This is a genomic window from Dyella sp. AD56, assembly GCF_002878475.1.
Lineage (GTDB): Bacteria > Pseudomonadota > Gammaproteobacteria > Xanthomonadales > Rhodanobacteraceae > Dyella.
Genome location: NZ_NRDP01000005.1, coordinates 87,290 through 103,416 on the forward strand (window position 1 = coordinate 87,290; position 16,127 = coordinate 103,416).

Genomic DNA, 16,127 nt, shown 5'->3' on the forward strand with positions numbered 1-16,127 from the left:
CGGAATCGTGGCAAGGTTTTCGCGCATCGTACACACTGCCCAGCACCTCACCCGATGCAGATGCCCGTGACGACGGAAACGTTGGTCGATCTGGCCACCATGGCCGCCATGCTGGGAGTGGGTGCGCTGGCCATCGTGCTGGTTGCCGCCATGCCGCGTACGCGCGCATCACTGTTTCTTCTGGGCTATTTCATCTGCGTGGTCCTGGATAGCGCGGTCGACCTGGCCTGGTTGGGTTGGGGGCGCGCGCTGACCGTTGGCAATATCCGGTGGCTGCACACCGTGAATGTGCCCGTGGCCTATTTGTATGGCCCGTTGCTCTACGGCTACGTCGTCGCGTTGACGTCTCCTTCGCGCGGATTCGACCGTCGTGAGCTCTGGCATCTGCTGCCGTTCGCCGTGGCCATGCTGTTCTCGCTGGCCAATGCCATGGCTGGCCTTGACACCACACGCATGGGTGGAAAGGCGTTCCTTGTGACCTATCACGCCTGGGTGCTGTCGGGGCTGGCCTATCTGGTGTTTGCCGTGCGGCACATCTATCGCTCGCGGCATGTGCTCGAGCGCAGCGTCGCCGACGAATCCGCGCTGCGCCTGACCTGGTTGCGGGGACTGACCACCCTGATTGCCGTGAGCTGGATCTGGATGACGGTGGATCGCTTCGCCACGGCGGCTGGGCGGGCGCCACAAGGTTGGCCTGCCCTGATGCTGGATGGCATGACCTTCGCCACCTTGTTCATGCTCGCCTGGTTTGGCCTGCGCCAGCCGGTGCTCGTGCAGGATGAGCCCCCAAAGGACGAGATGGCCCCCGTGCCCGTTGACTCGGGCGTGCCCTACGCGAGATCAGCGCTCACCGCCGCGCAATGTGCGGAGATCGCGGCGGAACTGGCGCGACTGATGGAGCGCGAACAACTGTATGTCGACAGCCACCTCGACCTGCAGTTGCTGAGTCAACGCGGCGGCTGGCCGCCGAACTACGTCTCGCAGGCACTGAACCAGGGGCGTGGGCAGAACTTCTTCGAGTTCGTGAACGGCTACCGCGTGGCCGCCGCCGAACGGCATCTTGCCGATCCCGGCGATGGACGCAGCATCCTGGAGATCGCGTTGGCCTGCGGCTTCGGCAGCAAGTCGACCTTCAACGCCGTGTTCAAGCGGCTTACCGGGAGTACCCCGCGCGAATATCGACGCGTCCGGCACGAGACCCGCAACGAACCGGCGATCTGAACGTCCGATCCGACCCGTTCGGACGATTGGGTGGCCCGGTCCGGCCAGTCTGGGGTGGATTCGACCCGCCCTCCCGACAAGGACCGCCGACATGTCATTGCGCGTTGCCGCCTTCGTATCCGCCCTGCTGCTTGCCACCCCTGTCATCGCCGATGGCCCCGCTGGCGGAAGCACGGCGCCCCTCGACTTTCAGTGGGGCGTGAAGATCCCCCTGCGCGACGGAGTTAAGCTGAACGCGACGCTCTACCGTCCTTCCGGCCAGCGCGCGCCCCTACCCTGCATATTCACGCTGACCCCCTATATCGCGGAGACCTACCATCCCCGCGGTGTCTACTTCGCCACCCATGACTACGTGTTCCTCGCCGTGGACGTACGCGGCCGGGGCAACTCAGAAGGTGAGTTCACACCGATGCTGCAGGAAGCCAAGGACGGCTACGACGTCGTCGAGTGGCTGGCCAAGCAGCCCTACTGCAACGGCAAGGTCACTATGTGGGGCGGCTCGTACGCCGGCTACGACCAGTGGGCGACGGCCAAGGAGTTTCCGCCGCACCTCGCGACCATCATACCCGTCGCCGCAGTGCGCCCAGGCGTCGACTTTCCCTTCGTAAACAACATCTACTACGCCTATGACATGCAGTGGCTCACGCTGACCAGTGGGCATACCGGGCAGGAAGTGACGTTTGGAGATTGGTCCTTCTGGGCCATGCAGTTCGGCGAGCTGTATAAGGCGCAGCGGCCTTTCCGCGAACTCGATACCGTGGTGGGCAACCCGTCACCCGTGTTCCAGACCTGGCTGGATCATCCCGAGCCCGACGCCTACTGGGATAGCTATAGCGCGACACCGGCGCAGTTCGCCAAGATCGACCTCCCGATCCTTACCATCACCGGCCAATACGACGACGACCAATACGGCGCGTTGTCTTACTACCGCGATCACCTGCGCGCCGCGTCAGCCCAGGCGGCCGCCAGGCACTACCTGCTCATTGGCCCATGGGATCACGCCGGCACGCGCACACCTACCGAAACCTACGCCGGTATCAAATTCGGTGCAGCCAGCATGGTCGACGTCAATGCATTGGACAAAGACTGGTACGACTGGACGCTCAAAGCCGGTAGCAAGCCCGCGTTCCTCAAGGACAGGGTGACCTACTACATGCTGCTGGGTGATGAAGGCGAATGGCGCTATGCGCCATCACTGGATGCGATTACCACCGGCAGCGCGTCGATGTACCTGACTTCCGACAACGGCCATAACCGTGGCATCTACGAGTCAGGCGCGCTTACCTCCACGGCGCCGCGCGATGCAAGCAAGCCCGACAGCTACATCTACGATCCACGCGACACCACCTTCAACGCCTGGGATGGTGCAGAAGACGCCGGAGCATCTCTCACCGACCAGAGCGGATTGCTGGGCGCCAACGGCAAGATCCTTGTCTATCACACGGCCCCATTCACCCAGAACACCGAGTTCGCCGGCTTTCCCAAGCTATCGCTGTGGCTATCCATGGATCAGCCCGATACCGATCTTGCTGCCTTCCTTTACGAGATCCGTCCAGACGGAAGCAGCGTACAGCTGGGTTCGCAGTTCCTCCGTGCGCGTTATCGAAAGAGCCAGCGCACGCCAGAGTTGGTCAAGCCCGGCGCGGTCGAACGCTATGACGTCGATCACTTCGCCTTCATCGCGCGACGCATTGCCAAGGGCAGCCGGTTGCGTCTGGCCATTGGGCCGCTCAACACCCGGTTCTTCGAGAAGAACTACAACAGCGGCGGCGTGGTAGCGAACGAATCAGGCAAGGATGCGCGCACCGTTACCGTCACCCTCTATCACGACGCGCAGCATCCGAGCGTGCTCGTGATGCCATTGACGAAGAAGCCATAGGGGCCATCCATATTGAGAAGCGGCCACTCGGTCGCTTCTCAATGCTTTCCTGTTAGATCCATAGATCGTTGGACAATGAGTGAAACGATCACTTCGAGCGCTTGTTCAAACCGAGAAGCCCTGCCGCATGGCATAACCATACAGATCCAGGTCGCTACGAATGTCCAGCTTCCTCATCGCCTCCATTTTCAGTTGAGCCACTTTCCCCATACTGCTTCCCAGCAGTGCTGCGATCTCGCCGAATGAGCGTCCGGACACAAACAGCCGCAGTACACGAAGTTCGGGTTCACTGAGTGATGAAGGCGGCGGTATATGGCCATTCGCTCCTAACAAATGCGGGCGAAGTTTGGATTGAACAGTCGCGCTGATATATCGGCGACCCACGGAGACAGCTCGCACAGCGGCCGAGATCGCACCCAGCGAGTCGTTCTTGCTCACCAGACCCGACACCGCTCTCTTGTAAATCGCTCGCAGCATGTCCGCTTGGGTGACCATGGTTAACACGATGATCGGCAGATCGAGATAACGCTCAAGGATGCAGTCGAGCATGGCCAGGCCATCTTCCGTTGGCCCTTGCGACATATTGAAGTCCGTAATCAACAAGTCGCACGGAGCCCACCACAACTCAGCGACTAGCTCATGCGGTGACGACACCTCGGACGTCACTTGAATCCATTCAATCGTCTCGATCTCTGTACGTATGCAGTTGCGAACGATGGAATGATCGTCGGCAATGATCGTGCGTATCTTCATAGGCGCTATCTCCATGAGTTACATGGGCTGACAGTCCATCTTGATAGACACAGTCATGGCTGCTGATGCCGAATGCATTCCGACCATTCGATAGGCGACGCCTGCATGGCTCACGTGGTGGGCCAGGAAATCCGGCTGTCGAAGCACTTCCTTGCGTTTCCCCTCGTCAAGCTCCAGACGTGATGCGCGGCAAGCGAAGCGGATTCCAGGAGTGCGCCTACGCGTGGCAGCGTCATTGCGCCACAGTGTTCTGCGCGATCCCCAAGTGCAGGAGTTCCACCTGTCATCAATGGCCGCGCGAAAGGCCTGCGATCCTCCCGAAACACTGAAGTCGCACAACGTAAGGCGGCGTTGAAGTTCGAGCACACGTAAAAATCCAGAGCCGCGTGTTGTGGCTTTCTCTCGAACCTGTCCGTCGTCGATGGCTGCCGCGTATCCCTTGATCGAGCGATACGTCCGGCACAGAACCCAACCGCCTTATCACGCGATGTACAGCCGCTCTTGCGGCTCAAAGGTCATCGCTGAACACAGCCATGGGGCTGTCGCCTTTTGCGCAGAAGCTGATGGCGAGTGTACGGAGATTCCGGATGTCGCGTAGCTAGGAACTTTACTTGCATCTGACATATGAATGCTTCAAACCCGCTTTATTGCGGCATTTGAGCGATCTTGCGCCAGTTCACGAGTGCAGGAGTGAATATTTCTCAGATTATTTTGAGAGTCGTCCGATATCCCGGGGTATGGGTAATCGGGATCATGTGCACAGTCGGCTAAGTGAGTTCTCCTCGCGTCGACATGGCGCCTCACCCCGCAAGGGACTCGGATCACGAGGCCACTATCCAACGTTCCAGCCGATCCCTGGAAAGACGACTTTAAAACTAAGGAACCACCCATGAAGAAGACTCTTTTCTCCGCCGCTCTGGCTGTCGCGTTTGGCCTCGTTGCTATGCAGGCTTCCGCTGCTGATGGCACCATCACGTTCAACGGCCAGATCACCGACACCACCTGCACCATCACCGGCGGCGGCGCTGCCACCGGCACGGGCAACATCACCGTGACCCTGCCGACCGTCAGCGCCTCGGCCCTGGCGGCTGCCGGCAAGACCGCTGGCGACACCAACTTCTCGCTGGTCCTGGGTGGCGGCACCAACTGCACCAACGGCAAGACGGCTGCTCTGTGGGTCGAAACCACCGGCACGCCGGCTCTGGACACCGCTACGGGCGCCCTGAAGAACCAGGCTTCCGGTGGCGCGACCAACGTCGAAGTGCGCATGGTTAACCCGGCAAACAACCAGCCGATCAACCTGGGCATCAACGCTGCTGTCGTCAACGGCACCACGCTGATCGCCGCCAGCAACCAGCCGGCCGCCACCATCGCCGGCAACACCGCGACCCTGAATTACGTGGGCCAGTACCTCGCCAACGGTGGCGCCGCCACCGCCGGTGCGGTCACCACCTACCTGACGTACTCCATGCAGTACAACTGATCGCTCTCTTGAGCTTTCAGGAGCGAGGCCGGTTCGCCGGCCTCGCTCAACCCTAAACGGATAAGTGTTGTTCGTTTCCAGCCCAGAGAGCAGTGATATGAAAGTCTTCCGCCGCGTCTTGTGCGCCGTGACCGTCATCGCCGCGAGCCTCAGCTCCGCCTATGCAGGCATCACCATCAACGGCACCCGTGTGGTGTACCCCGCCGATCAGCGCGAGGTTTCGTTGAGCATGGTCAATGACGGCAAGGAAGCACGTCTCATCCAGGCATGGGTCGATACCGGTGACGCCAGTGAGCGCCCCGAAACCAGCAAGGCCCCATTTGTGATCACGCCGCCGATGTCGCGCGTCGATCCCAGCAAGGGCCAGACCCTGCGCATCATGTACACCGGTACGGGCAATCTTCCCCAGGACCGTGAAACGGTGTTCTGGCTCAATATTCTCGAGATTCCGCCCAAGCCCAAAGCGGGCAGCGATGCGGCGAACAATTTCATGCAGCTTGCAGTGCGTTCGCGCCTGAAGCTGTTCTATCGTCCCAAGGGCCTGCAGGGCTCGGTGGACGAAGCGCTGGACCAGACCCATTGGCGACTGGTGTCCAACGGCAACGGTTACGACGTGGAATGCACCAACGATACCCCGTACAACATCTCCTTCAGCGACGTCTCGTTAAAAGGCACACCCGAGCAGCCATCCGTCAGCAAGGGCGGCATGTGTCCGGCCAAGGGTAAGGGCACGTTCCCGGTCACAGGCACGATCGACGCCGGTGGAAAACTCGTCGTCACGGTCATCAACGATTTTGGCGGTTTCAACCCGCGCGAGGTCAGCTTCTCGCGCTGATCGATAGCACGTGAACGGCAACCCTCCCGCCACGGAGAAAGAGCACGGCAAGGACGCGACTGCGCCATTCGGTGATCGAGCGAATGGCGCGCAGGGCGCGGCGTCGGTCAGGTTGTCTCCGATTGAGACGCTTCTGGAGTCTCTGCGAAGTGGTGGGGTTTAAGACAGTTCCTATGCTTTCAGTGCAGCCACAGCGCGATCCTATTCGCGTCGGAAAGAACCACGAGACATCACCGACGCCGATGCAGATGCTGCGCACCCGCCGCACTTCAAGAGCTGGTTAAGGCGTAACCAAGCAAGCAGCCCAGCAGGGCATTGCTCCTCAAAGACTGTTTCCGGCGCCGCATCCGTGGCTTGTCCGGCGGGGAGTCTTTGTCCCAACGAGTCCGGTGACACCCATGAACGCGACGAGCATTAAATCCATGAACTCCACGCACTCGACGGAAGCTACTTCGCGCGATACGGCGCGCCCCCGCCTGCTGAGCTGGTCGGTCATGATCGCGCTGGGCTTGTCGCCGGCCGCCGTGTTTGCCGCTCCGGCGATCGCACCCGCGGCGGCTCCTGCGCTCGAACCTGCCGCTGATCCGGGTGGTGCCGTCGAATTCAGCAGTGCCTTCACTGCCTCTAGCCAGTCGGTGGACGTGTCCCGCTTCGAGCATGGCAATCCGGTGCTGCCGGGTAACTACAACGTCGACGTGTTCGTCAACGACGGTCGTGTCGCTCGCAAGAACGTCCAGTTCCATGCGGTAGATGGTAGCCAGGTCGCGCAGCCGTGCTTCGACTACCCCACGCTGGTGCAGATGGGTGTGGATGTCAGCGCCCTCGATCCGCAGGTCGTCAATCCGCAGAACGTGTGCGTCTCGATTCATGACATCAGCGCCGATGCCAGCGTGACCATGAACGTCGGCGAGCTTCGCCTGGACGTGTCCATTCCGCAGGAGGCGCTCAAGCGCCAGGCGCGCGGTTACGTGAGCCCGGATTTGTGGGATCAGGGCGAAACGGCCTTGCTGGTTGGCTACAACTTCAACGCCTACTCGCTTAATCAGAGCTATTCCGGCCCGCGTAACCCGGGTTACGGTACCGCCGTGGCGGAGGACGGCAGCCCATTGCAGGTGCAGGGTAGCCAGTACTACGTGCCGGGCCCCGGTGGCTCTTACACAGCGGCGCCGTCGGGCAACTACATGCTCAACACGGCCGGCCAGTACGTGCAGGTGCAGCGCGGCACGTTTACGCCCGCGCAGAGCAGTGGCTACAACTCCAACGACATCAACGCGTATCTCGGCCTTAACCTCGGCCTGAACGTAGCGGGCTGGCGCATCCGCAGCCAGGAGAATGTGCAGTGGGATCAGAACACCGGTAAAGAGCACTGGACCAACGTCAACACCACCGCTACCCATGACATCACGAAGTGGAAGGCGCAGCTCACACTGGGCGATAGCTACACCCAGGGTATCGTGTTCGACACCACGCCGTTCCGCGGCCTCACTATTTACAGCGATGACCGCATGCTGCCCGACTCGCAGCAGGGTTATGCGCCGACCGTGCGCGGCACCGCCAACACCCAGGCTCGCGTGGAAGTGCGCCAGAGCGGCAACCTGCTGTACCAGACGACGGTGGCCCCGGGTCCGTTCGTGATCAACGACCTGTATGCCACCGGTTACGGCGGCGACCTCACCGTCCTCGTGTTCGAAGCCGACGGTAGCGTGCACAGCTTTCTGGTGCCGTACTCCGCCGTACCGATGCTGTTGCGTCCGGGCGTCGGGCGTTGGGCTATCACCGACGGCCAAGTGCGCAACGATGCGCTGCGCAACGACAAACCGTACTTCGTCGAAGGCACCTATCAGCGCGGCATCAACAACTGGCTGACGGTGTACGGTGGCGTGCAGTCCACCTACCGCGATCTGTACCACTCGTACCTGGGTGGCGCGGCCATCAACACGGCCATCGGTGCGTTCGCGCTGGACGTCACCAATTCGCACACCACCTTCAAGGGCGCTGAGTCGCTCTCAGGCTATAGCTACCGCGCGTCGTATTCGAAGGCGATTCCCACCTCGGGCACCACCTTCGCGCTGGCGTCCTACCGCTATTCCAACGGCAACTACCTGTCGCTGAGCGATGCCGTGCTCACGCAGGACATGATGACCTCCATGCACACGTCCAGCCTGGACGTGGTCAACACGATGCGCCAGAAGCAGCGCCTCAACGTCACCATCAACCAGGACTTTGGCGGCAAGTACGGCCAGCTCTATTTCAATGGGTCGCACAACACCTACTGGAACGGCATGACCAATGCCACCACCTACCAGATGGGCTACAGCAACACCTATAAGCGCGTGAACTTCGGTATCACCGCCAGCCGTACCTATTCGGCCGGCCCGATGTACAACGGCTCGCACTACGACAACCAGTTCGGCCTCAACGTCTCCATCCCACTGGGTGGTCCGTCCTCGCGTAACGCACCGCAGTTGACCTTCAGCGCCACCCACGACGATGTCATGGGCGACAACGACCGCGTCGGTGTCACCGGCACGTTCGGCAAGAACAGCGAATTCAACTACGGCGGCAACGCGACCTACAGCAACTACAACAACAGCAGCTCGGGCAGTTCGCAGACCACCGCGAGCGGCACACTGGGCTGGCAGGCACCGTACGCCAATCTCAACGGTAGCTACTCGTACTCCGATCACTATCAGCAGGCGTCCGTCAGTGCGTCCGGTGGCGTGGTGGTGCATGGCGGCGGCATCACGCTGTCGCCGTCGTTGGACCTTAACAGTCCTATTGCGATCATCCATGCGCCAGATGCCAAGGGTGCGCGCGTGTCCAGTAGCGGTCAGACCACCGTGGACGGGCGTGGCTACGCGGTAGCCACCGATCTGATGCCGTACCGCATGAACGATGTAACGCTGGACCCGGCGGGCACCTCCAGCGACGTGGAACTGCAGACCACACGTCTGCAGACAGCGCCGCGCGCGGGTGCGGTGATCCCGCTCACGTTCAACACCGTCAGCGGTCGCGCCGTGATGATTAGCGCCAAGCAGCCTAACGGCGAACCGCTCCCATTCGGTGCGGACGTGCTCGACGAGAAGGGCAACACCGTGGGCATGGTCGGCCAGGGTGGTCAGCTATTTGTACGTGGTGCGGAAGACGGCGGCACCTTGCTGGTGCGTTGGGGCGATGACGAGGCCAAGCAGTGCCACGTGAGTTATCAATTGCCGGCACGGGCCAAGGGCCAGAGTGCGGGTGTGGAATCGACCGATGCGGTGTGCCGCTAACTACGAGATGACGAACTTGCGCGTCGTTTCTGCGATGCACCGAGGGTACTGATATGAATACTTCCATTGAAATGAACAAGAAGCTACGCCGCAGTATCCAACTGCAGTTGTTTGCACTGATACTGCTGCTCATGGGCTCCAAAGGTGCATGGGCGACGTGTACCGGTGGCGGGCAAACGATCGCTCTCAGTTTGCCGGCAACGGTATCGGTTGCACGCGACCTGCCGGTAGGTTCGCTGTTGACGACATGGGTGCAGTCGAGTCAGACCTCCAATATCTGGAGTTGCAACTGGCCCAACGCCAACTATGGCGTTCGCGCCCAGACAGGACCTGTGGCCACAGGTAACTCCGGCGGGACTTACTCGTATGGCGGGGTCACCTATACGGTTTGGAATACCAACGTGCAGGGCGTTGGCATTGCTGTTGGCAGGAATTTGATTTTTACCGCCCAAACCTGTACGTACAAGGGAGGTTGGACCGGCTGGGGAAGCACTGCGAACTCCTGGGCCGGCCTAGCTTGTGGTGGGCCTGGCTACGCTGCTAGCGGTACGGCTGGCGCCCAAGTGCAGGTTGCGCTTGTTAAGACAAGTTCACAGGCGCAGAGCGGCCTCATTTCGGGTATCGCGGTACAACTGGCGCCCATTGATAACAACGCTACCCAGACACAGCTCGCGAACAGTTACACCATCAATGTGCAGATCAATGCACTCGCCTGCACGACCCCCGACGTCCTCGTGCCCCTGGGCACGCATTCGCCAAACGAAATGGCTAGCGTTGGTGCGGGTACCACGCCGGTGAGTTTCACCGTCAAACTAAACAACTGCCCTGGCGGAGCCACCGTGTCTGGCACGCAAGCGGGAATGATCCATGGCGTCCAGTACCGCATTGATCCTGTGACTACCGTAGTCAATAGCGCACAGTCGGTCGTTGCCTTGAACTCCGGCTCTTCGGCTTCGGGAGTGGGTGTGCAGCTGCTCAATAGTGCCGGTACCGCCGCCTTCCCGCTGAGCAGCTGGCAGACGCTCAGCGGATTCAGCGGCAGCGCCGATGGTAACTATACGGTGCCGCTCAGCGCTCGTTACTACCGCACAGGGACCATTTCCGCAGGCACCGCCAATTCGTCCATGACATTCACCATGCAGTACTTGTAATTCATCCATCCGTAGCGAGCGAGTAGCCCGGATAAGCGCAGCGCATCCGGGGAATACGCTTCACCATGCCGCGTTGCGTGGTTTTGGGAGGATTGCCCCGGATTGCGCTTTGCTTCATCCGGGCTACGTTGACATGGCGCAACGAGCGAGTAGCCCGGATAAGCGCAGCGCCATCCGGGGGAACACTTCACTTCACGGCGCGGCCTGGGCGAGGTCGATCCCGGATTTCGCTTCGCTTCCTCCGGGCTACATCGAGGTGGTGCGGCGGTTGCCTGGATAAGCGAGTAGCCCGGATAAGCGCAGCGCATCCGGGAGAACACTTCACTTCACCGCGCGGCCTTGGCGGGGTCGATCCCGGACTTCGCTTCGCTACCTCCGGGCTACATCGAGTGGGTGCGGCGGTAGCGAGCGAGTAGCGAGTAGCCCGGATAAGCGCAGCGCCATCCGGGGAATACGCTTCACCATGCCGCGTTGCGTGGCTTTGGGAGGATTACCCCGGATGGCGCTTTGCTTCCTCCGGGCTACATCGAGCTGGTGCAGCGGTTGCCTGGATAAGCGCTGCGCCATCTGTGGGTGAACACTACACCGCTCGACTTTTAAGACTGATCCCGGATGGCGCTTCGCTCTATCCGGGCTACGTTGTTGTCGTGCTGTGCGACGTGGAGATGGGGTGGATGGTGAACTATCGGCGTGCTCGTGTGGCGGGTGGGACGTACTTCTTCACGGTGACGCTACGTGATCGGCGCGCGAGCACGCTGGTGGATCACATCGACGCCCTACGCGACGCGTTACGTAAAACGCGTTTACAACGACCCTTCACGATCGATGCCATGGTGGTGCTGCCCGAGCATCTGCATGCAGTGTGGACGTTGCCCGCAGGGGACGCCGATTATTCGGGGCGTTGGCGGATGTGCAAATCACTCTTTACCAGGCACGTGGCCAGATGCCGGATGCAGCCCGTCGGTGCGGGCCAGAGTGTTTGGCAGTCCAGATTCTGGGAGCACGTGATTCGGGATGACGTGGATTTTGCGCGGCATGTGGATTACATCCACTACAACCCAGTCAAGCATGGTCTTGTCACGCGCACGGTCGATTGGCCGTGGTCATCGTTTCACCGGTTTGTGCGGCACGGTTTATTACCGGCGGATTGGGCGTCGGGTGAGGGGTTTGGGGAGTGACCCATGCGATTGACGTTGCACGGAAGTAGCCCGGATAAGCGCAGCGCATCCGGGGGAACGCGCTCACCGTCGTGCGTTGCATGGCTTTGGCAAGATTGATCCCGGATTGCGCTTTGCTTCATCCGGGCTACGGTGGTTTTCGTGTGCCCTATCTGCCGAGAAACGTCACCAGCAATTTGAGCTTGCGGGGCGTCAAGCGACGTCCCAGCTCGAGCAGACGTCGAAGGTCAGGAGGCAGCCGTTCACCGTAGGTCGCGGTTTCTTCCTGCACCCGGCGCGGTAGAGGGTCTCCACCGATCAGGTGATCCAGTGTTACGCCTAGTTCCTTGCGCAATGGATCCCATAGCTGAAAACTGGGGTGCTGCCGTCCGTTCTCCCAGTCTGACACGGCTTGTTTTGATACGCCCACCGCAAGACCCAGCTGTTCCTGCGTGAAATCTGCAGCTGTTCTTGCTGCCCGAAGGCGATCACTGAAATCAACCATGTACCTATTGCCTTTAGGCAAACACCGATTGGCAATGTACGGCTTACCCTGATGCGTGTCGTCCGGATCCCATTGACAGTTTAAGTATGGATAATCCATACTCGTTCTTAAGCATGTCATTTCTACGAGTCGAAGCCATCTGGCGATCGATTTGGCGCTGGTACGGAGCGCCCAGACATCCTCGATTTCACCGCAGGAAGTACCGCACCGCTGACTATCGACTTAGCTACCGCGTGGCAACGGCTGCGGCGTTTATAGCGGCGTGTGTCTGCAGAAAAACGAGCGGCCAGGGATCATCCATTCCCCTTGGGATTGTCAGAGCGCAGAGCGAGATCCGCGCGTGGCGCTCCCGTTCCATGCAACTAGGGCAGCCGTGGCGGTCAGCGCATGGTGTAAGCGGTGAGCCGCTTACTGTTTGGATAACTCAGGTGATTCCTAGGCTGCCTGCTGACAGCGCACCATTTTCTTCTTAGCGTTTCGTTGGCGATATGCGTCATGACTGCCGAGGGGATGGCGCCGCGCAAGCATGACGCCACCGGAATCCGCGAGACACTCAATCCGTCTGCAGCTCTGCCACGAAATCATAGATATCGCCGCGATACCACGAGGTGGTGAACTCCACCACGCGGCCATCATCGAGAAAGCTGCGACGCTCGATGTTGAGGCCAGCGCTGCCGGCGGGCACGTGAAGCAGACGTGCCTGCTGCGCGCCCAGCGAAACTGCACGCAGGCGCTGTAAGGCGCGACGCGGGCGCGCGCCCAGCGTTTCGAGGATCTGATACAGCGAATCCTGCACGATGGTCGGGTCGGGCAGGATGCTGGCGGGCACCACGCTGCGCTCGATCGCCAAGGGTTCTTCCTTCGCATAACGCACGCGGTGCAGGCGTGCCACCAGCACACCCGGCGACAGGTTGAGCGCCATCGATTCTTCGGGCGTCACTTCACCAATGATTCGTTCGGAGAATTCGGAGCGCGGGTTCAAGCCGCGCGCACGCAAGTCTTCCGTGAAGCTGGTGAGGCGCGACATCGGCTTGATGATGCGCTCGGCAACGAAGGTGCCCGCGCCGTGGCGCTGGTTGAGCAGGCCCTCTTCCACCAGACCGGAGATCGCCTTGCGCACCGTAACGCGCGATAGCTGGAGCAGGCGGGAAAGATCGCGCTCGCTGGGCAATGCCTGACCCGGTTCGATGTCGCGGTGTTCCACCACATTACGGATAGCCCGACGCAGGCGCAGATAAGCCAGCGGCTGGCTGGTGGCGAGGTCGCGGCTGAGCCGGCGGTATTCGTTGACGAGGGCGGTTTCCATACCTAAACGATACCAATGACCATACCAATTTGGCAATCGACTGTTTTGCTGCGGCTTTTGGGTGGTACCAGTTTTACGGAAAAATCCGTGTCCAATAGCGGTCCACCGGAGGCCAACGGGGAACTGGTGTTGTCTGGTATGTCACTGGTACGATCAGTGGGAAACGTACGTGGTATGCAAGCCACGCACGGCCCCACGTATCGCCTTGAGGTGACTGAAGTGACTGCTTCTTCCCAGCCGGTCGAGACTTTTGACTTGGTGATTTTCGGCGGCACCGGCGACCTTGCTCTGCGCAAGCTCCTGCCCGCGCTTTACCACCGTTACACGGATGGCCAGATTCCCGACGACAGCCGCATCATCGGTATTGCCCGCGAAGTCCTCGACGACGAGGGTTATCGCGACAACCTGCGCAAGGTGCTGGTGAAGGATGGCAACGGCAAGAAGGTCGAAGACTTTCTGAAGCTGGTCAGCTACCGCTCGCTGGACGCGCGCAAAGGCGATGGCTGGGATGATTTCGCTACATTGATGGGCAAGGACGCGGACCGCATCCGCGTGTTCTACCTGTCCACCTCGCCTGATCTGTTCGTCGATATCTGCAATCGCCTGGGCAAGTACGATCTCAACAAGGGCAAGTCGCGGGTGGTCCTGGAAAAGCCTATCGGCCACGACCTGAAGAGCGCCAACCAGATCAACGACGACGTTGGCCGCTTCTTCGACGAGTCGCAGACGTTCCGCATCGATCATTACCTCGGCAAGGAAACAGTGCAGAACCTGCTGGCGCTGCGCTTCGGCAATGCGCTGTTCGAGCCGCTGTGGAATGCCGAGCACATTGACCACGTGCAGATCACTGTCGCCGAAACGCTGGGCGTGGGACAGCGCGCGGGCTACTACGACCATGCCGGCGCGCTGCGTGACATGGTGCAGAACCATATCCTGCAACTGGTGTGCATGCTGGCGATGGAGCCGCCCTCCTCGCTCGCGCCCGACGCGGTGCGCGACGAGAAGCTCAAGGTGCTGCGCTCACTCAAGCCGATCACGGAAACCAATGCTGCGCAGCTCACTGTGCGCGGCCAGTACCGTGCGGGCTCGGCGGAAGGCCAGGCTGTGCCGGGCTATCTGGATGAACTGAAGGATCACAAGTCCAACACCGAGACATTCGTGGCGGTGAAGGCCGAGATCGCCAACTGGCGCTGGGCCGGCGTGCCGTTCTACCTGCGTACGGGCAAGCGACTGCCGGAGCGTGTGTCGGAAATCACGGTGGTGTTCAAGGCCGTGCCGCATTCGATCTTCGATGCTTCGGCAGGTCCGCTGGTGCAGAACCGTTTGGTGCTGCGCTTGCAGCCGGACGAAGACATCAAGCTGTGGCTCACCATCAAGCACCCGGGCCCGGGCGGCCTGCGCCTGCGTCACGTGCCACTGGACATGAGCTTTGCCGAAGCGTTCGGCGCCTCGCAGCCGGATGCCTACGAGCGCTTGCTGCTCGACGTGGTGCGCGGCAACCCCACCCTGTTCATGCGCCGCGACGAAGTGGAAGCGGCATGGCGCTGGGCTGACCCCATCCTCACCGCGTGGGCTGAGAGCGGCGAGTCGCCGCGCCCCTACACCTCGGGTACGTGGGGGCCGAGTGCCGCCGTGGCGCTGATCGAACGCGATGGCCGCACCTGGAACGAGGATGGTGACTAAGCCCTCGCTGGGTTTGCTCCAGAACGATGCGCAGGCGTTTCACCTGTGCATCGCAAGCCGGTCTTTAGACTCCAAGACCAACGTGTTTTCCCGCCACGCGTGTGTTCCCGCGCAGCTACTGCACTCTGCCCATCATGTCTGACACCCTCGACGTCACCACGCATAGCTTCACCGACTGCGACGCGCTTGCCGTTGCGCTGGCCGAACGTATTGCCGACCGCCTGCGCGAAGGCATTGCCCAGCGTGGTGGCGCGCTGCTCGCGGTTTCCGGCGGCAGCACGCCGCGCCACTTCTTCGAGAAGCTGTCGCGCCAAACGCTGGACTGGTCGAAAGTGCAGGTCACCCTGGTCGATGAGCGCTGGGTGCCGGAGAGTAACGAGCGTTCCAACGCCGCCATGGTGAAGGCGTTGCTCCTGCAGCATGCGGCGACGACGGCGCAGTTCGTGCCGCTCTACACCGATGCGCCGACGCCGGAGGCCGGTCTCGCCACGGTGCGTGCACGCGTGGCATCGCTGGAACTGCCCTTTGATGCGGTGATCCTCGGGATGGGCAACGACGGCCACACGGCCTCGTTTTTCCCCGAAGGCGATCGCCTGCCCGAGGCGCTGGACCTCAACAACACCGCACGTGTGCTGCCGATGCGCGCGCCGGGCGCCGGCGAGCCGCGCATCACCTTCACGTTGTCTGCCCTGCTCGATACGCGCGCGCTGGTTCTGCATATCGAAGGCGATGCCAAGCAACAGTTGCTGGCGGATGCGCGTCTAGGCCTTGGCGACGCCGCAAATTTCCCCGTGCGCTCGGTGCTGACGCAGCAACGCGTGCCGGTGGCTGTCTATTGGTGCCCCTAAGGCGCCAGCGGCCTGATTCGATGCCTGAGCGCGC

General features: G+C 61.2%; 12 protein-coding genes. 9 read left to right on the forward strand and 3 right to left on the reverse strand.

Features of this window, described 5'->3' with window-relative positions; translation table 11 throughout:
* Window positions 1-66: 66 nt before the first annotated feature.
* Both DyAD56_RS04855 and DyAD56_RS04860 read left to right on the forward strand, forming a co-directional pair.
* Window positions 67-1,221, forward strand: a complete 1,155-nt coding sequence (locus DyAD56_RS04855) for an AraC family transcriptional regulator (RefSeq protein ID WP_158241255.1) — start codon at window positions 67-69, stop codon at window positions 1,219-1,221.
* A 91-nt stretch (window positions 1,222-1,312) separates the two neighbouring features.
* The gene (locus tag DyAD56_RS04860) at window positions 1,313-3,100 is read left to right on the forward strand and encodes a CocE/NonD family hydrolase (RefSeq protein WP_158241256.1); all 1,788 of its coding nucleotides are present in this window, start codon (window positions 1,313-1,315) and stop codon (window positions 3,098-3,100) included.
* Window positions 3,101-3,205: 105 nt separating this feature from the next.
* On the opposite strand, the gene DyAD56_RS04865 is transcribed toward DyAD56_RS04860, so the two are convergent.
* Entirely contained in the window at window positions 3,206-3,853 is a 648-nt protein-coding gene (locus tag DyAD56_RS04865; protein WP_158241257.1) for a response regulator transcription factor, read from the reverse strand.
* A gap of 889 nt (window positions 3,854-4,742) precedes the next feature.
* On the opposite strand from DyAD56_RS04865, the gene DyAD56_RS04870 reads away from it, so the two are divergent.
* From DyAD56_RS04870 to DyAD56_RS04890, 5 genes are all read left to right on the forward strand, one after another.
* Window positions 4,743-5,336 (forward strand): fimbrial protein, encoded by a 594-nt coding sequence (locus DyAD56_RS04870; protein ID WP_102301623.1) that lies wholly within the window; start codon window positions 4,743-4,745, stop codon window positions 5,334-5,336.
* Window positions 5,337-5,433: 97 nt separating this feature from the next.
* Window positions 5,434-6,171: a fimbria/pilus periplasmic chaperone gene (locus tag DyAD56_RS04875; protein WP_102301624.1), complete on the forward strand. Its 738-nt coding sequence runs from the start codon at window positions 5,434-5,436 to the stop codon at window positions 6,169-6,171.
* Between the two features lie 422 nt (window positions 6,172-6,593).
* Complete coding sequence (locus DyAD56_RS04880; RefSeq protein ID WP_102301786.1) at window positions 6,594-9,443, forward strand: fimbria/pilus outer membrane usher protein; 2,850 nt, start codon at window positions 6,594-6,596, stop codon at window positions 9,441-9,443.
* Between the two features lie 53 nt (window positions 9,444-9,496).
* The gene (locus tag DyAD56_RS04885) at window positions 9,497-10,594 is read left to right on the forward strand and encodes a fimbrial protein (RefSeq protein WP_233202286.1); all 1,098 of its coding nucleotides are present in this window, start codon (window positions 9,497-9,499) and stop codon (window positions 10,592-10,594) included.
* A gap of 569 nt (window positions 10,595-11,163) precedes the next feature.
* Entirely contained in the window at window positions 11,164-11,772 is a 609-nt protein-coding gene (locus DyAD56_RS04890; RefSeq protein ID WP_233202287.1) for a transposase, read from the forward strand.
* Between the two features lie 148 nt (window positions 11,773-11,920).
* Here the strand turns inward: DyAD56_RS04890 and DyAD56_RS04895 are convergent, their stop codons facing one another.
* On the reverse strand, window positions 11,921-12,355 hold the full coding sequence (locus DyAD56_RS04895; RefSeq protein ID WP_233202288.1) for a helix-turn-helix transcriptional regulator: 435 nt from the start codon (window positions 12,353-12,355) through the stop codon (window positions 11,921-11,923).
* A 454-nt stretch (window positions 12,356-12,809) separates the two neighbouring features.
* Window positions 12,810-13,562: a GntR family transcriptional regulator gene (locus DyAD56_RS04900; RefSeq protein WP_102301626.1), complete on the reverse strand. Its 753-nt coding sequence runs from the start codon at window positions 13,560-13,562 to the stop codon at window positions 12,810-12,812.
* 219 nt (window positions 13,563-13,781) lie between these two features.
* On the opposite strand from DyAD56_RS04900, the gene zwf reads away from it, so the two are divergent.
* Both zwf and pgl read left to right on the forward strand, forming a co-directional pair.
* Window positions 13,782-15,245 carry a glucose-6-phosphate dehydrogenase gene (gene zwf / locus DyAD56_RS04905; protein WP_102301789.1) on the forward strand — a complete coding sequence of 488 codons (1,464 nt, stop codon included), beginning with the start codon at window positions 13,782-13,784 and terminating at the stop codon, window positions 15,243-15,245.
* Window positions 15,246-15,379: 134 nt separating this feature from the next.
* Complete coding sequence (gene pgl, locus DyAD56_RS04910) at window positions 15,380-16,093, forward strand: 6-phosphogluconolactonase (protein WP_102301627.1); 714 nt, start codon at window positions 15,380-15,382, stop codon at window positions 16,091-16,093.
* Window positions 16,094-16,127 lie beyond the last annotated feature (34 nt).

Bases quoted from the DNA above. Each gene is read 5' to 3' on its own strand.
- pgl (WP_102301627.1), top strand. From the start codon at position 15,380: ATGTCTGACACCCTCGACGTCACCACGCATAGCTTCACCGACTGCGAC.
- DyAD56_RS04860 (WP_158241256.1), top strand. From the start codon at position 1,313: ATGTCATTGCGCGTTGCCGCCTTCGTATCCGCCCTGCTGCTTGCCACC.
- DyAD56_RS04900 (WP_102301626.1), bottom strand. From the start codon at position 13,562: ATGGAAACCGCCCTCGTCAACGAATACCGCCGGCTCAGCCGCGACCTC.
- DyAD56_RS04880 (WP_102301786.1), top strand. From the start codon at position 6,594: ATGAACTCCACGCACTCGACGGAAGCTACTTCGCGCGATACGGCGCGC.
- DyAD56_RS04865 (WP_158241257.1), bottom strand. From the start codon at position 3,853: ATGAAGATACGCACGATCATTGCCGACGATCATTCCATCGTTCGCAAC.
- DyAD56_RS04875 (WP_102301624.1), top strand. From the start codon at position 5,434: ATGAAAGTCTTCCGCCGCGTCTTGTGCGCCGTGACCGTCATCGCCGCG.
- DyAD56_RS04870 (WP_102301623.1), top strand. From the start codon at position 4,743: ATGAAGAAGACTCTTTTCTCCGCCGCTCTGGCTGTCGCGTTTGGCCTC.
- DyAD56_RS04895 (WP_233202288.1), bottom strand. From the start codon at position 12,355: ATGGATTATCCATACTTAAACTGTCAATGGGATCCGGACGACACGCAT.
- DyAD56_RS04885 (WP_233202286.1), top strand. From the start codon at position 9,497: ATGAATACTTCCATTGAAATGAACAAGAAGCTACGCCGCAGTATCCAA.